15 protein-coding genes and 4 tRNA genes are annotated in these 14,662 nt (G+C 42.0%); 5 read left to right on the forward strand and 14 right to left on the reverse strand.

What is annotated here, in order from left to right:
- Positions 1-44 precede the first annotated feature (44 nt).
- The 5 genes from putP to BKK52_RS00700 form a co-directional block, all read right to left on the reverse strand.
- Positions 45-1,535: a sodium/proline symporter PutP gene (gene putP / locus BKK52_RS00680; protein ID WP_077420369.1), complete on the reverse strand. Its 1,491-nt coding sequence runs from the start codon at positions 1,533-1,535 to the stop codon at positions 45-47.
- 130 nt (positions 1,536-1,665) lie between these two features.
- A complete protein-coding gene (putA, locus tag BKK52_RS00685) occupies positions 1,666-5,118 on the reverse strand; it encodes a bifunctional proline dehydrogenase/L-glutamate gamma-semialdehyde dehydrogenase PutA (protein WP_077420367.1) in 3,453 nt (1,150 codons plus the stop codon).
- A 204-nt stretch (positions 5,119-5,322) separates the two neighbouring features.
- On the reverse strand, positions 5,323-5,646 hold the full coding sequence (trxA, locus tag BKK52_RS00690; RefSeq protein ID WP_077420365.1) for a thioredoxin TrxA: 324 nt from the start codon (positions 5,644-5,646) through the stop codon (positions 5,323-5,325).
- A gap of 118 nt (positions 5,647-5,764) precedes the next feature.
- On the reverse strand, positions 5,765-6,760 hold the full coding sequence (locus tag BKK52_RS00695; RefSeq protein ID WP_077420363.1) for a 2-hydroxyacid dehydrogenase: 996 nt from the start codon (positions 6,758-6,760) through the stop codon (positions 5,765-5,767).
- A gap of 14 nt (positions 6,761-6,774) precedes the next feature.
- The gene (locus BKK52_RS00700; RefSeq protein ID WP_077420361.1) at positions 6,775-7,887 is read right to left on the reverse strand and encodes a methionine biosynthesis PLP-dependent protein; all 1,113 of its coding nucleotides are present in this window, start codon (positions 7,885-7,887) and stop codon (positions 6,775-6,777) included.
- Between the two features lie 246 nt (positions 7,888-8,133).
- Between BKK52_RS00700 and BKK52_RS00705 the strand changes: the two genes are divergently transcribed.
- The 4 genes from BKK52_RS00705 to BKK52_RS00720 all read left to right on the forward strand — a co-directional run bounded on the left by BKK52_RS00705 (position 8,134) and on the right by BKK52_RS00720 (position 8,523).
- Positions 8,134-8,209: transfer RNA gene (locus BKK52_RS00705), tRNA-Gly, on the forward strand.
- 4 nt (positions 8,210-8,213) lie between these two features.
- Positions 8,214-8,287 (forward strand) — tRNA-Cys (locus BKK52_RS00710).
- Between the two features lie 24 nt (positions 8,288-8,311).
- Positions 8,312-8,398: transfer RNA gene (locus BKK52_RS00715), tRNA-Leu, on the forward strand.
- A 49-nt stretch (positions 8,399-8,447) separates the two neighbouring features.
- Positions 8,448-8,523 (forward strand) — tRNA-Lys (locus BKK52_RS00720).
- Between the two features lie 40 nt (positions 8,524-8,563).
- Here BKK52_RS00720 and BKK52_RS00725 read toward each other — a convergent pair.
- From BKK52_RS00725 to BKK52_RS00735, 4 genes are all read right to left on the reverse strand, one after another.
- Positions 8,564-9,655 carry a tyrosine-type recombinase/integrase gene (locus BKK52_RS00725; protein WP_077420359.1) on the reverse strand — a complete coding sequence of 364 codons (1,092 nt, stop codon included), beginning with the start codon at positions 9,653-9,655 and terminating at the stop codon, positions 8,564-8,566.
- On the reverse strand, positions 9,553-9,864 hold the full coding sequence (locus BKK52_RS00730; RefSeq protein ID WP_077420357.1) for a helix-turn-helix domain-containing protein: 312 nt from the start codon (positions 9,862-9,864) through the stop codon (positions 9,553-9,555). The genes BKK52_RS00725 and BKK52_RS00730 overlap by 103 nt, the downstream gene beginning before the upstream one ends.
- A 30-nt stretch (positions 9,865-9,894) precedes the next feature.
- The gene (locus BKK52_RS14035) at positions 9,895-10,026 is read right to left on the reverse strand and encodes a hypothetical protein (protein ID WP_279626509.1); all 132 of its coding nucleotides are present in this window, start codon (positions 10,024-10,026) and stop codon (positions 9,895-9,897) included.
- A gap of 85 nt (positions 10,027-10,111) precedes the next feature.
- Entirely contained in the window at positions 10,112-10,726 is a 615-nt protein-coding gene (locus BKK52_RS00735; protein ID WP_077477486.1) for a BRO-N domain-containing protein, read from the reverse strand.
- A gap of 608 nt (positions 10,727-11,334) precedes the next feature.
- Here BKK52_RS00735 and BKK52_RS00740 point away from each other — a divergent pair.
- A complete protein-coding gene (locus BKK52_RS00740; protein ID WP_077477487.1) occupies positions 11,335-11,541 on the forward strand; it encodes a ribbon-helix-helix protein, CopG family in 207 nt (68 codons plus the stop codon).
- Between the two features lie 165 nt (positions 11,542-11,706).
- Here BKK52_RS00740 and BKK52_RS00745 read toward each other — a convergent pair whose 3' ends face one another.
- From BKK52_RS00745 to BKK52_RS00765, 5 genes are all read right to left on the reverse strand, one after another.
- Positions 11,707-11,922: a DUF551 domain-containing protein gene (locus tag BKK52_RS00745; protein WP_077477488.1), complete on the reverse strand. Its 216-nt coding sequence runs from the start codon at positions 11,920-11,922 to the stop codon at positions 11,707-11,709.
- Positions 11,915-12,427: a MazG-like family protein gene (locus tag BKK52_RS00750; protein WP_077477489.1), complete on the reverse strand. Its 513-nt coding sequence runs from the start codon at positions 12,425-12,427 to the stop codon at positions 11,915-11,917. The genes BKK52_RS00745 and BKK52_RS00750 overlap by 8 nt, the downstream gene beginning before the upstream one ends.
- A 45-nt stretch (positions 12,428-12,472) precedes the next feature.
- Entirely contained in the window at positions 12,473-13,384 is a 912-nt protein-coding gene (gene rdgC / locus BKK52_RS00755) for a recombination-associated protein RdgC (protein WP_077477490.1), read from the reverse strand.
- A 2-nt stretch (positions 13,385-13,386) separates the two neighbouring features.
- Positions 13,387-13,707, reverse strand: coding sequence for a hypothetical protein (locus tag BKK52_RS00760; protein WP_077477491.1), 321 nt, complete (start codon positions 13,705-13,707; stop codon positions 13,387-13,389).
- A 108-nt stretch (positions 13,708-13,815) separates the two neighbouring features.
- A complete protein-coding gene (locus BKK52_RS00765; protein WP_077477492.1) occupies positions 13,816-14,652 on the reverse strand; it encodes a hypothetical protein in 837 nt (278 codons plus the stop codon).
- Positions 14,653-14,662 lie beyond the last annotated feature (10 nt).

The raw sequence follows: 14,662 nt of genomic DNA on the forward strand, positions 1-14,662 counted from the left end.
CTTTTTGGGGTCAGATCACAAAATTCACCGCACTTTTTTCTTCGCTATTTTCTTGCTTCAAATTCTGCCAGTGCTTCGTCAAATTGTTCGGCTACAATTGGATGAACAGGGGCGAACACGGAAGAGGTGAGTGTGATAAATGAACAGACTAAGAAGCCGGGGATAATTTCATAAAGTTTGGATAAATCCTCCCAGCCTAAGAAGGTCATTAATGGACTCCAGATGACCACCGTGATTGCACCGGATAACATTCCCCATAGGGCTGCTTTAGAACTGATATTGCGGTTAAAGAGTGAAAGAATCACAACCGGCCCAAATGCCGCACCAAAACCTGCCCAAGCATAGGAGACTAACCCCATCACTTTAGAGTTAGGATCTTGAGCGATCACAATGGCGACAACAGAAATCACCAAGACCATTAAACGACCAATCCAGACAAGCTCTTTACTGGAGGCATTTTTACGGAAAAAGCCTTTATAGAAATCTTCGGTGATTGCCGCAGAACACATTAATAATTGGGCGGAAAGGGTACTCATCACCGCCGCTAAAATTGCCGATAACACAATGCCGACAATCCATGGATTGAATATCACTTTTGAAAGCTCAATGAAGACCGCTTCTGCATTGTCGAGTGGCATCGCTTGGTGGGTGAAATAGGCTAAACCGAAATAGCCTACAGCGACGGCGCCGCCTAAACAAAGGAGCATCCAAGCAATCCCAATACGACGGGCTTTATTGAGCGCTTGAACGGAATCTGCCGCCATGAAGCGGGCAAGAATATGGGGTTGTCCGAAATAGCCTAATCCCCAAGCGAGGGCTGAAATCACCCCAATGCCTGAAACATTATGTAGCCAGTTGCTATAAGGGATATGGGTGGCTTCCGATTTTATAGCTAATGCCATATTGATCTCTTCCCAACTGATATTAATGAGTACCATGACCGGTGCGAGGAGGAGGGCGAAAATCATCAACGTGGCTTGAATGGTATCGCTCCAAGACACCGCCAAATAGCCGCCAATGAAAGTGTAGGCGATGGTGGCTAAGGCACCCAGCCAAAGAGCTGTCCCATAATCTAATCCTAATAAACTTTGGAAAAGTTTTGCACCTGCCACAACGCCGGAAGCACAGTAAATAGTGAAAAAGAATAAAATAATTGAGGAAGAGATAATTTTTAGTGCTTTTTTCTGGCGGGGAAAACGCTGGGCGAAAAACTCCGGCAAGGTGAGTGCATTGCTGTATTTTTCCGTGAAGATACGTAAACGGCCTGCCACGATTTTATAGTTCAGAAATGCGCCGACAGTCAGCCCCACCGCTATCCAAGCCTCAGAAAGACCGGAAAGGAAAATGGCACCGGGCAAGCCCATTAAAAGCCAGCCCGACATATCGGAAGCCCCCGCTGACATGGCGGTGACAAAGCTTCCCATTTTACGACCACCAAGAATATAGTCGTCAAAATTTTGGGTAGAACGATAGGCATATAGCCCAATACCCAAAATAATCAATAAATATAAGCCAAATGTAATGTAAATCTGCATAGGTTTACTCCTGTTTTTACGTTCGAGGGTATGAATTTGAAAAATGCGTTCATGCTTTGCAAAAGGCTTAGAAAATTGACCGCTTGCATGCGTGAACGTTGTTTACATATCCTACCTATTAATGCATAGATTAGTGCTCTTCCGAGGCCATCAACGAGGTATTGCCACCTGCGGCGGTGGTGTTGTAGCTACGAGAGAATTCATCGTAAAGTGGCAATACATCTTGAGTGGTACACCAGTCAAAACATTTGAAAATCGCTTTACTGTTTTCAGCCAACCATTGGCGGCGTTCAGGCTCAAGTGTAGCCAAATACACGCCTTTTTGGCAACTTCCCAATAGGGTATCGACTCGAATACCTGTTTTGGTCACTTTCGCCAGTGGGTGACTTGGTTCAACCAAAATAGTAAATCCTGCTCTTAACAATTTATCTGCAGCTGTTTGAGCGGAGGCTAAATCGCCGTTAAGAATTGCTACTTCACACGGTAAATAAGCGAGACTATTGTGTTCACCTGTAATGCTTTCAAGCACCGGTTTAGCGCTGCTAAGGCTATTTTCATCACCGAATTGGCTGTAATAGCGAGGTGTGCGGGTTAAACGTTGGAGATAGAATTCACCACCGGCTTTCGGGCCTGTACCGGATAACCCATGTCCGCCAAAGGGCTGAACTCCAACTACGGCACCGACAATGTTGCGATTAATATAGAAATTGCCACAATTAAGGTGTTTTTCGACCAAATCCATTTGTTTACGGATACGGCTATGGCAACCCCCGGTGAGCGCATAACCTTTTTCGTTGACGCTTTCCAACAGGTTCACTAAATCATCTTTACAATAGCGAATGATGTGAAGAATTGGGCCGAACACTTCACGTTGCACTTGGTTGAGGTTATCAAGCAAGTAAATGGAAGGGGCAACAAAATGACCGCCTTCAGGCACAGGTAATTCGGTGTAGGCTCGGGCCACTTTACGCATCTTGGCTTGGTGGCTAAGTAAGTTTTGTTTTGCCTCTTCATCAATTACAGGACCAATATCCGTTGCCAGCAAGCGTGGATCGCCAAGGCTTAATTCTTTCATCGCTTCACTGATCATTCGATAGTATTGGTCGGCAATTTCTTCTTGTAACAACAAAATGCGAAGTGCCGAACAACGTTGACCTGCGGAGTCAAAGGCGGAACTTAGCACGTCTGCCGCTACTTGTTCCGGTAGGGCAGAGGTATCTACCACTAGCACATTTTGCCCGCCGGTTTCTGCAATCAAAACTGGATCGTTATCTGCAAGGGCTAAGCGTTTTTCAATCAATTTTGCCACTTCTGTCGAACCGGTAAAGACTACGCCATCAAAAGGCTGTTGGACAAGTGCCGCCCCCAGATCGCCTGCGCCTAATACAAGCTGTAAAGTTTCTCTCGGCACACCTGCTTGGTGCAGGAGTTTTACTGCCGCATAAGCGATAAGTGAGGTTTGTTCCGCAGGTTTGGCGATCACGGCATTACTTGCGGCAAGGGAAGCGGCAATTTGCCCTGTGAAGATCGCCAATGGGAAGTTCCAAGGAGAGATACAAAGCACTTTGCCACGGGCTTCACCAAGTTGGTTGTTATTCGCCAAATGTTCAAGCTGATTTGCATAATAGCGGAGGAAATCGACTGCTTCACGCAGTTCGGCAATGGCGTTTGGTAAGGTTTTACCCGCTTCGAGTATTGCTAGTTTCATTAGCAAACCATGATTTTCTTCATAAAGATCAGCTGCTTTTCGTAAAACATTGGCTTTTTCGACCGCACTTTTGGCATTCCACGTTTGGTTATTGGCAAAAGCAAATACCGCCCCTGCTTCATCTATGCCTAAGAAACGCACTTCGCCAATTATTTCTGTTAATTTTGCAGGATTTTTCACAAAATACACTGCCTGTTGAGTGGAATTGGTCGATAAGGTAAGGGAGGTGGCATTTTCTATTTTGGCTTCATTTAATGCCTGTTCAAGTTTCGCTAAAACCAATTCATTGGTTAAGTCAAAACCTGCGGAATTGCGGCGATCGTGGAAGATTTCTAGCGGTTTACGCACGAGTTTATTCGGCTCACCCTTTGATTTTGAATAGCCTTTCCAAGGTAATGTTACCAATTGAGACACGGGGATATTTTCATCAACTAATTGGTGAACGAAAGAAGAGTTAGCGCCGTTTTCGAGTAAACGACGCACGAGGTAGGCAAGCAGGGTTTCATGAGTGCCAACGGGGGCATAAACACGTACTTGTCGATCGAAATTTTCTTTGCCGACAATATTGTCGTAAAGGCTTTCCCCCATTCCGTGTAAGCATTGAAATTCAAATTGTTTGCCTTGCCCAAGTTCGTGAATGGTACACATTGTGAGAACATTGTGGGTGGCAAATTGTGGATAAATCACATCTTGGGCTGCAAATAATTTTTTCGCACAAGCAACATAGGCAATGTCGGTGTGATTTTTGCGCGTGTAGAGTGGGAAATCGTCTAAGCCATCGGTTTGCGCCCATTTGATTTCACTATCCCAGTATGCACCTTTTACCAAACGAATCATCAAATAGCCCTGTTTTTCACGGGCAAGGTTGATTAAATAATCCAACACATAAGGACAGCGTTTGGAATAGGCTTGTACCACAAAGCCAATGCCTTTGTAGCCTTTGAGTTCTGGTTCATCAAGTAATTTTTCGATTAAATCCAAAGAAAGCTCAAGGCGGTTCGCCTCTTCAGCATCAATGTTGACGCTGATGTTATATTTTTGAGCCAGTAAAAAGAGCTGTTTTACACGAGGGTAAAGCTCATTCATTGTGCGGTCATATTTCGCACGGCTATATTTAGGGTGAATGGCAGAAAGTTTGACGGAAACGCTATTGCCGTTGTAAATAGTGCGGTCTTTAGCGTTTTTCCCTACCTCTTCAATGGCGTGCAGATAGTCGTTGAAATAGCGATCAGCATCAGCGGCTGTCATCGCCGCTTCGCCCAGCATATCAAATGAGAAGGTAAAGCCTTTGTTGTAGCGCGGTTGAATATGTTTGAGTGCCTCCTCCATTGTTACGCCGGCGACGAATTGTCTCCCCATAATACGCATTGATTTCACCATTGCTTGACGCATAACAGGTGCGGCAAGGCGAGAAAACATATTTTTGATGCTATTGGTAAGTTGTTCTTCGGTAAGATTTTCACTGATTTTTTTACCGAACACCAAGCCATAGCTGGCTGCGTTGATAAAGATAGATTTTGAATTGCCAAGATGTGATTGCCAATTGCCATCTTTCAATTTTTCGTAGATAAGCTCATCACGGGTTTTGGCATCAGGGATACGTAGTAATGCTTCAGCCAAACACATTAAGGCGACCCCTTCTTCAGAGCTTAATGAAAATTCTTCCATTAACGCATCGGCACCATACTGCTTTTGTTTTAAGAGGCGCAATTTGTTAATCAATTTGGTGGCATTATCCGTAATGTGTTTTTCTTGTGTTTCGGTGAAATCAAGCGTTGCCATTAAACGATCTACAGCCGTTTTTTCATCTAAACGATAATTTTTAGTAATGATTTTACGTTCAGGGCAGTAAGTTTTGGAAAGAGAAATAGACATCTGAAAACCCCTTGTGTTTAATGTGTTACAAGATTGTTAATGAAGTTAAGTCTATTTGTGTAAAAAGTAAACGGGATTTTTTTGAATTTGTGAGTAATATCACAGAAAAAATGTGGATTAGCTTAGAAAATTTGTTGATGAAAGGGAGAATAAAGAGAAAAAATCCTCTTATTTGGGGAAAAATAAGAGGATTTTAGAAATAAATTAAAGATGTTGATTGATAAATGCTGCAAGTTGACCTTTTGGTAATGCACCGACCTGTGTTGCTGCCACTTCACCGTTTTTTACTAAAAGTAAGGTTGGGATACTGCGTACACCAAATTGACCGGCCACAAGCTGATTTTCATCAACATTGATTTTAACGATTTTGGCTTTGCCGGCAAATTCCGGCGCAAGTTCGTCCAATACCGGTGCAATCATTTTACAAGGTCCGCACCATGGAGCCCAAAAATCAACTAATACAGGGACTTCTGAACGTAGCACATCTGCTTCAAATGTTGCATCTGTTGTATGTAATACTTGGCTCATTTTTATTTCCTTTGTTTGTGAATAATGCCCTTATGTAAGGGCATTTTATTGAATTACAAGTGCGGTCAGAATAGCACGATTTTTTTTAAAGTACAGTTATTGATTTAATTACCAAAAACTAAGAGGAGAAAACCAAATTTTCGCAAGGTTTTCCGGATTTTAATTTATATACATTAGAAAGCGTGACATCCGCAATATTGGTTAACGCATCCTCCGTTAAGAAAGCTTGGTGGCCGGTAAGCAATACGTTATGGCACGAAGAAAGGCGACGGAATACATCGTCCAAAATGACCTCATTTGATTTATCTTCAAAGAATAAATCCCGTTCATTTTCATAGACATCCATACCCAATGCACCGATTTTACGCTGTTTTAACGCATCAATTGCCGCGGGGGTATCAATCAGCGAACCACGGCTTGTATTGATGATCATCACACCATCCTTCATTTTTGCAAAGGCTTCTCGGTTGAGTAAATGATAGTTTTCCGGTGTCGCCGGACAGTGTAGGGTGATAACGTGAGATTTGGCATAAAGCTCGTCAAGTTCCACATATTTTGCCCCAAGTTCTTCCGCCACAGGATTTTTAAAAGGATCATAGGCAAGAATATTCATTCCGAATCCTTTTAAAATTCGCATCACAGCAATGCCGATTTTACCCGTACCGATCACGCCAACGGTGCGTCCGTGCATATTAAAGCCGATTAATCCTTCAAGGGAGAAATTGGCTTCACGGGTGCGTTGGTAAGCTCGGTGAATGCGGCGGTTTAATGTCATCATCAAGCCAACCGTATGTTCAGCCACCGCTTCCGGTGAATAAGCCGGCACGCGGACGACTTGAATGCCGAGATCTTGTGCGGCTTTTAAATCTACATTATTAAAACCGGCACAACGGAGGGCGACAATTTTCACACCAAGTGCGGCTAATTTTTCCAATACTTTTCGACTACCGTCATCGTTCACGAAAATACAAACAGCTTCACAATGTTCGGCTAAACGCGCTGTACTTTCATTCAACATAAAATCAAAAAACTCAAGATCAAAACAGTATTTTGCATTGATTAATTCAAAGTATTTACGGTCGTAATTTTTTGTGCTGTAAACTGCAATTTTCATATTTTCTCCGAGATTTATTTCAAATTGGCAAAGGCTTGGAGCAAGTCAGCTTTGATATCTTCCACATCTTCAATCCCCACGGAAAAACGAAGGAGGGTATTGGTGATGCCTCGAGCAACACGCTCTGTCTCCGGAATATCCATATGGGTTTGTGTTGCCGGATAGGTGATAAAACTTTCTGTACCGCCAAGACTTTCCGCAAAGGTAATGAGTTTGATGGATTTCAAAAATGTATTGATCCAAGTTTCATTTTTTAATCGGAAAGACAGCATTCCCCCTTTATTTGGATAAAGCACGGAATCTACCTGTGATTGGGATTGCAAGAACTCGGCGATGGCTTTAGCGTTTTCTTGGTGACGCTTCATTCGTAACGAGAGGGTTTTCATACCACGAATCGTCAACCACGAATCGAATGGGGAAAGCACCGCACCGGCACCGTTTTGAATATAGGCGATGCGTTCACAAAGAGCTTGCCCTTTTGCCACGATTAATCCCACTAATGCATCATTATGACCGGCGATATATTTTGTTCCGCTGTGGATCACAATATCAGCCCCGAGATCTAATGGGCGGGAAAGCACCGGCGTTAAAAAGGTGTTATCCACAATCAACATTAATTGATGTTTTTTAGCGAGTTTGGCGATTTCAACCACATCGCATTCTTCCATGAGTGGATTGGAAGGCGTTTCGATAAAAATGGCTTTGGTGTTTGGTGTTATCGCTGTTTCGATCTCATTCACGGATGCTGTATTAACATAAATCGGTTTGACCGCATGATTATTTTTATAAGAAAAATCTAAAAGACGGTAGGTTCCACCATAGACATCACTGGAAACAATCCATTCATCGGGGGCGGTAAAAAGGCTCATTAGCACTTGAATTGCCGCCATACCGGATGAAAATGCAAACCCCTGATCACCATTTTCTAATTGTGCAATCGTGTTTTCTAATACCGTTCTGGTTGGGTTTTTAGTACGGGTATAATCAAAACCGGTGCTTTCACCAATACCGTGGTGACCATAGGCGGTGGACAGAAAAATCGGCGTGGAAACCGCACCGGTACGTTCATCACTGCGATTGCCGGCTTGAGCGAGTAGAGTATCAATTGCGTATGGTTGTGTTGTCATAATATCCTCTAAAAAAATAACCTAAAAAGTGACCGCACTTTTTCGTTGAAAACGGCAAACATTTTGGCATAAAGCCTAAAGTGATAAAAGGAGAAATTCAAAAATAACGGGGAAATTCGATTTTTCATCATTTATTGATAATAATTTAAACGAAGTGCATTTTTTTTAAACGGTTGAGAATTTTTTTTTAATCTGTAATTGACAGATTTTCAAATTTACGTAAAATGCACGCCACTAACAGCAAATGCGGGAATAGCTCAGTTGGTAGAGCACGACCTTGCCAAGGTCGGGGTCGCGAGTTCGAGCCTCGTTTCCCGCTCCAAAACGGCGTGTTAGCAAAGCGGTTATGCACTGGATTGCAAATCCATGTAGCTCGGTTCGACTCCGGGACACGCCTCCATAATACGTTGTCAGTTAGTGTTTTGCCCGAGTGGTGGAATCGGTAGACACAAGGGATTTAAAATCCCTCGCCTTTCGAGGCGTGCCAGTTCAAGTCTGGCTTCGGGCACCATTTTATAAAATCTTAATTTTGTAAAAAACTCCTTTAAAATCCTACATTTGGGTCGTTAGCTCAGTCGGTAGAGCAGCGGACTTTTAATCCGTTGGTCGAAGGTTCGAATCCTTCACGACCCACCAAATATCGAATTTCTAAGAGCTGTAAGTTATCCCTTCAAATTCAATAGCTTACGGCTTTTTTCTTGCCTGAAATATCCTCCTGTTCGTCATTTTTCGCCTCGCAGTTTGGGCGGATTAAAAACGAGTTTGACGTAAGTTTGACGTGGTTCACGTAGTCCAATAAATGCCCAGCATCAAGGTGAGCATATTTTTGCACCATTTCAATGGTTTCCCATCCGCCCAATTCTTTCAGAACCATAAGCGGTGTGCCGTTTTGTACGTGCCAACTTGCCCAAGTATGCCGTAAGTCGTGAAACCGAAAATCTTTAATATTAGATCTTTCTAAAGCCCGGCTAAAATCCTTTCGTGAAATATCCTTGAGCTTTAAGCCTTTTCCGCTATGAAAGACATAATCTGAACAACGTTTGGATTGCCGTTGCCTCAAGAAATCCATTGCTTCTTGGCTTAATGGGAGCGATCTTGCTCGCCCTGATTTGGCAATATCGCCGGTAACGATGGCAATTTGCCGCTCAAAATCAACTTTGTTCCACGTGAGTGTGAGAATTTCGCTCATTCGTGCGCCGGTGAGTAAGGCAAATCGGCATATATCACGCATCCAGTCTAAGTTTAGATTTTCCAATAATCGTTTAACTTCCGATTTTGTGAGCCATCGAATCCGTTTTTTCGCCTCGGTATTTTTGGAAATATAAGGAATGTTATCAATCCATCCCGCTTGCTTGGCAAGATTTAACGCCCGCATAATAGATGAACGATAGCGATTTTGTGTCGCCGGTGATAATTCTTTCCCTGTGCGATTTACGTGTGTTGGTAAATACGCTTGAATATCATCACTTGTTAAAGAACGAATTAATTTATGACCAAGGGTTTCTCGCCAGTATTGGGCGTGGCGAATTTTGGTGGCGACATCTTTTCTATGTTCCGCTTCCCTCAGCATTAAAATTAAGGCATCTTCCACGGTTCTTTCAGGTTTCTTATTAAGCCTTTCAACCTGCCAAGCCTCGTGCTTGAGTTTGTCGTGGAGCTGTTGCGCTAATTTTTTTTCAGTCGTTTGACTACTGCATCGAATTCGCTCGCCGCTTGGCGTGGTGAAATCGATCTGCCATACGCCGAATTTATTTTTTCTGATCGACATTTTCTTTTCTCCGAATCGCCGACCTTCACACATAGACGGCGCATATTATTTTCTTCTCTGCGATTTTTTTCAAGATCCGATGGGTAAACCCGCCAAATTTTCGATCCTGCCATTCTAAAAAATCCCCAGTTGAGGAGATTTTTACGTATCGTGGTTTCGCCGATGTTGAGTTCTTTCGCGACCTCTTTTATTGTAAGAGTTTGTTCCATATTTCCTCCTATATTTGAGAAATAAAAAACCTAGCTTTCGCTAGGCTGTGTGGTTTGTGGTTGAATAATTTTACCGTCATAGTCGTGACTGAGTTCTAAATGCCAAGCCAACCCGATAAACACGAAGGCGAGCAGGGCGATTTTTATTCTCTTGATGCTCATATTTTGTTCCTTTTTCTGAATTTAGGGTGCAAGAAACCGCCACACAATTTTCAAGGGGAAAAGTGCGGTCGGTTTTAATTAAGTTTTAGTCTAGTAACTGGTGAAAGGCTTTGACTAATGCCAATCGTTCGGTGTTGGATTGAATAAACTGTTTGGCTTTTGCCATTGTTTGTTCAAGTGGATATTTGAAATTGTAGAGATACTGCCCGCCAATTTCATTTTCCATTTGTTTTGGAATATTGGTGCCACGTAGTTTTTCTTGCATTTCGTGAGCTTGGAAACAAAAGCTATACATTCTGATGAAAAGGGCTAATGCTTCTTCGCTTTGGGAAATGTTATCAATACGGTAATCAGGCTCGGGTAGGGCAAGTTGTTTCGGTTGTGCGGTTTCTTTATCGAGAATATCCAGTACCCATTTTCTAAAGTCTTTGGCGACTTTGGTGTGGCTTAACATTCCGATTAGGTGGCAACCACGCAGGCTGAAAATCCGTACTTTTTGAACACCGCCGTTTGTCCGCATATCGATAAGTGCGGTCATATTTGGGGTAAATTCGTCTTGGTGGCGGTCGTAAAGTTTTGATACGTCGCCTAATGGATTACGATAGCCTAAAGCGGCTCCAATCTCACGAGCTGTAAAATAAGTTTGAGAATTATGGTTGATAACCGAAAGAGTTGTTGTTTGAAAAGTTAATGTAGTCATACGCTTGTTCTCATTTTGAATTTTCAAAACTCATCACGAGTAACGCCAATTACTGGTGATGAACTAGACAAGGTTGGCGTCCCGTTTGAACAAGCGGTTAAACTTACGGTGGTCTTTCGACCCCTCATCTAGCCCATCATTGACTACTTTTAAAAGGGGGTGGCAATTTGCCACTACCTTTGAAAGGTTTGATTTGCTAGTTTTCGGCTATAAAAAAATCGCCGTATGGCGACTATTATTTCCGCCACTTGTTCATATTCAGGAACGCCAATTCCCGACTTTCTGTTGAAAGTGGGGATAGTCTAGTCTGAATTGGGGGCGGTGTCAAATAAAAAATAAATAGGATTACTTAAGAAATTACTTGTATTATTTATTAGGTTAACCTATAATAATCTTGTTTTCGCAATAGGGCGGAAATAAGAAGAGCGGCTTTCACCGCTCAATCTACTAGGGAAAAAGATATGAATATCCGACTATTCATTATCCTAATTATCCTGCTGTTGGTAAGCTCTAACGCTTACTAAGGATAACGTAAGTCCTAGCGGTTGCCCCCGCTAGGCAGTCCCTAAACTATATGATAAGTAAAAATAAAAATCAAGGAGTATGTTATGGCTCGTGGTCGCCCAAAATCTGATTTAACCCTTACTGAAATTCAAAAACGCTCTGAAGAAAAACGTGGGATTAAACTCAAAGGGTTTAAGCTCCCGATTACGGTAATTGCGGAAATTGAGCAATTGAGCCATCAATTAAATATCCCTCAAAACCAACTGATTATTCAGGCGGTTGAATTATTCAAATCTCAAAAAGGGGCGTAATGCCCTTTTTTAATCCGAAAGGGCGGTGGGTGTCAAATTTTTCCAAAACAAAACCCACTGCATTGAGTGGGTTAGCTTTTAATAATTAACACAACGTAAGCAATGATTGCGACTATTGCTATTACCGCATCAGCTGTTTCCATTCCTAAATCAGTTAGCATTGGTTTAATCCTCTTTAGGCGGTTCGGGAAGTGGTTGCCAGTGGGTAATTTCATCTATTAACCCATAATCACCATTTTCATCAGTAAAGCACGTATTATCTTCACAACTAAGCCAAGCAACAAAAACAGCCTTTGCATAGTCGCTATATACGATGACATCAACACCTTCTTCGGGCAATCTGTCTATAACACTAATCCAACCGTTGTTTTCTTTAGTCATTTTCTAAATCCCCCTCTTTCACAAACACCCCATCAATCATTTTTCCCTTGCGGTCTTTGATTTGGTCGTAGGCGTGCCAGACGCATTCTTGAATATCCATACCATTAAGATTGGCTATGTTTTGTAATGCCTCAACAGAATTGTGAATATCCCAATCCATAGGTAGCCAGCCTCCTTTATAACACGCTGAAAAATGACTAAGCGCAATCATCATTGCATCATCAATATGCTTAGAATTGTAAAGCCAATTCGGTATTAGCATATTTGGGTGAAAATCATTCTCTGGATTGGCGGCTCTTCTACGGTATTGAGTATTTAATATGACCAGCACCACAAAACAATCACCAATACTGTCTTTAATTACTTCTGGTTTATTTTTCGCTATACCGCCACATAATTCGCCAAATTCTTCCATCAGTTTTAGCATTTGCTTTTGTGGCGTAGAGCCGTTAATTAAATTTCGATCTTCTGCCCATTGCTCAATGTTTTTGATTAGCTCTTTCATTTTCTTTCTCCAAAATAAAACCGCCCATAAGAGCGGTTTGGTTAATTATTCTCTGCGCTTTTCGCCGCCAAATTCGGCTAATAAATTTTCAGTGAGTTTGCTAAGAATCCCGGTCATTAAAACAAAATCTGCATCAAAACGTTGAGCGAAATCTTCTTTCAAAATATCGTCATTTTTCTCTCGTACAACATCGGCAAATTTTAAGCGTTTGAGCGTGCAATCTTCATGAAAGACAAAGGTGAGGGTGTCTTCCCATTCTAAGGCTAACTTACTCACTGCCTTTCTGTCGCATTGTAGCAATTCAAGGATTTCTTCGTTTTCAAGAGGTTGCTTTTTGCAACGAATCACACTGTCTTCTTGAGTGCCACGTAACTCCGCTTCTTCTAGTGCGATTAACCAATCCGGCAAGCTATCTTGAGAAATCCAATTTGTCATCACCGTGCTAGGCTCATTGGCAAAAGCTAACGGTACGACAGGCAAAGAACTAAGGGATTTTCGCAATAATGCCAACACATCTTCTGCTCGTTTATGAGAGGCAGAATCTACATAAATTAAGCCTTGTTCCGTATCAATCCATAAAGCGGTATGTTGATTTTTACTGAATGCACGAGGCAATAAATTCATCACAACATCATCTTTTAAGATTTGTTTTTCCGTTTTCTTCAGCTTGCGTTGTTCTTTTTCTTCTAATGCGGTTATGCGCTTGTTTAACTCGGTATCAACTACTTGCGCCGGCAAGATTTTCTCTTCTTTTTGAGCGACTAATAGAATTTGATTGCCCACCGAAAAATGCAATAAATCAGAACATCGTAATGGTGATACCCAACCAAATTTACTCATATCCTGTGCACTGCAAGGAACATAAGCACAATCACTAAGTTGATTCTGTAATTGTGTTAAATCCCAATCAAGTGACTTGGTTAAACGATAAATAATGGCGTTTTTGAACCAAAACATGATTAATTCTCCTTATTTTGTTTTGTATCAACAACCGGCAACTCAACAAAAGCATTAAGCGGTTGTGATGTTGGTTGATATTGATTACGGCGTACTTCTATCCAGTCCAACAATTCTTTAAATTCATCATAGTAACGGGCTTGTTTTGTCGCTTGTTTGGTGATGAACTCTCGTTGTTCGCTATCTAAGAGTAGCCAGTATTTTCTGACTTGCTCAATGGCTTGCAGTCTATTCGGTTTTCTGTGATTAAAATTGTCGTGGATGTACTTTCCAAACAATTCAGCGAAAAATGAATAGGGTAGGCTGATGTGTATTTCGTTCACGTTTTCTTTCTCCTAAAGTCATTTTTGGCATACTGGGAATACACGCTTGATAATATGCTTTTGTCGCATTCACGCGTGCTTGGACTTTTTCAGGTAATAAAAAAGCCACTATGATGTGGCTTGTGATTCGTTTTGCTCTTTGGCATTCACCAATTCATTTAATTTCTCTGCTTGACTACCGGCATTCATATCGAACCAATCAGCAGCGCTGCTCATTCCGTCTTTTAGACTCGTATAAACTTTTCTGAGTTGGATAATTTGGGCTGGACGAATTGAATCAAATCGACATTGGCAACGTGTTTCAATCATTTTTTGAGTGACACCAAATTCACTAAATTTTTCTAGCATTTTCTTTAGTGCTTCTGGGCTAGTATCTGCATTAGCTTGTAAGGTGAGAGAGCATTGGTGAACAGCTGCTTCTGCCACATCGCCTGGTATCACGCCAAGGATACAAGCCCGTAATCTTCTTGCACCATTGTTGGCAACAAGTTCATAAATATCTCTCGGATCGGTGAGTACCGTTTTCCCTTTTTTACTGTAGCGGATATGCGGCACTTGAAAGACTTTGACTTGTCTTGTGTTAGTTTGTAAATCCCACGCAAAGGCTTCAACGGTACTTTCACCATTCTCTTGACTAAGCTCCCTAATACCATATTGAATATTTCCCCATTCTTGGGCGAGTGTTTCTGCTAATCGAATTGATGGACCTTCAACGTTTTGTCCGCCTCTTGGATAAGAATAAACGGCTGTTTCAGCTAACGTTTGGCGTGTGCAAGATCTCAAAATACGATCCATCGCCTCTACCGGGTCACGAGGAAACCTTTTCGCAATGACCATCATCGCTTGGACCTCTTGACTTTCGCGGGCAGATTGTGTAGCGATAAGAGCATTTTGTGGTGTGGTTTTATCTTGGTTTGGGGCGAAGATATTTACTGCATTTGTCATTTTTATTCTC

This window comes from Rodentibacter trehalosifermentans (assembly GCF_002000545.1).
Lineage (GTDB): Bacteria > Pseudomonadota > Gammaproteobacteria > Enterobacterales > Pasteurellaceae > Rodentibacter > Rodentibacter trehalosifermentans.

What these genes read in the sequence shown, in the direction of transcription:
- putP (WP_077420369.1), bottom strand. Translation starts at nt 1,535, where the DNA reads ATGCAGATTTACATTACATTTGGCTTATATTTATTGATTATTTTGGGT.
- putA (WP_077420367.1), bottom strand. Translation starts at nt 5,118, where the DNA reads ATGTCTATTTCTCTTTCCAAAACTTACTGCCCTGAACGTAAAATCATT.
- trxA (WP_077420365.1), bottom strand. Translation starts at nt 5,646, where the DNA reads ATGAGCCAAGTATTACATACAACAGATGCAACATTTGAAGCAGATGTG.
- BKK52_RS00695 (WP_077420363.1), bottom strand. Translation starts at nt 6,760, where the DNA reads ATGAAAATTGCAGTTTACAGCACAAAAAATTACGACCGTAAATACTTT.
- BKK52_RS00700 (WP_077420361.1), bottom strand. Translation starts at nt 7,887, where the DNA reads ATGACAACACAACCATACGCAATTGATACTCTACTCGCTCAAGCCGGC.
- BKK52_RS00725 (WP_077420359.1), bottom strand. Translation starts at nt 9,655, where the DNA reads ATGTCGATCAGAAAAAATAAATTCGGCGTATGGCAGATCGATTTCACC.
- BKK52_RS00730 (WP_077420357.1), bottom strand. Translation starts at nt 9,864, where the DNA reads ATGGAACAAACTCTTACAATAAAAGAGGTCGCGAAAGAACTCAACATC.
- BKK52_RS14035 (WP_279626509.1), bottom strand. Translation starts at nt 10,026, where the DNA reads ATGAGCATCAAGAGAATAAAAATCGCCCTGCTCGCCTTCGTGTTTATC.
- BKK52_RS00735 (WP_077477486.1), bottom strand. Translation starts at nt 10,726, where the DNA reads ATGACTACATTAACTTTTCAAACAACAACTCTTTCGGTTATCAACCAT.
- BKK52_RS00740 (WP_077477487.1), top strand. Translation starts at nt 11,335, where the DNA reads ATGGCTCGTGGTCGCCCAAAATCTGATTTAACCCTTACTGAAATTCAA.
- BKK52_RS00745 (WP_077477488.1), bottom strand. Translation starts at nt 11,922, where the DNA reads ATGACTAAAGAAAACAACGGTTGGATTAGTGTTATAGACAGATTGCCC.
- BKK52_RS00750 (WP_077477489.1), bottom strand. Translation starts at nt 12,427, where the DNA reads ATGAAAGAGCTAATCAAAAACATTGAGCAATGGGCAGAAGATCGAAAT.
- rdgC (WP_077477490.1), bottom strand. Translation starts at nt 13,384, where the DNA reads ATGTTTTGGTTCAAAAACGCCATTATTTATCGTTTAACCAAGTCACTT.
- BKK52_RS00765 (WP_077477492.1), bottom strand. Translation starts at nt 14,652, where the DNA reads ATGACAAATGCAGTAAATATCTTCGCCCCAAACCAAGATAAAACCACA.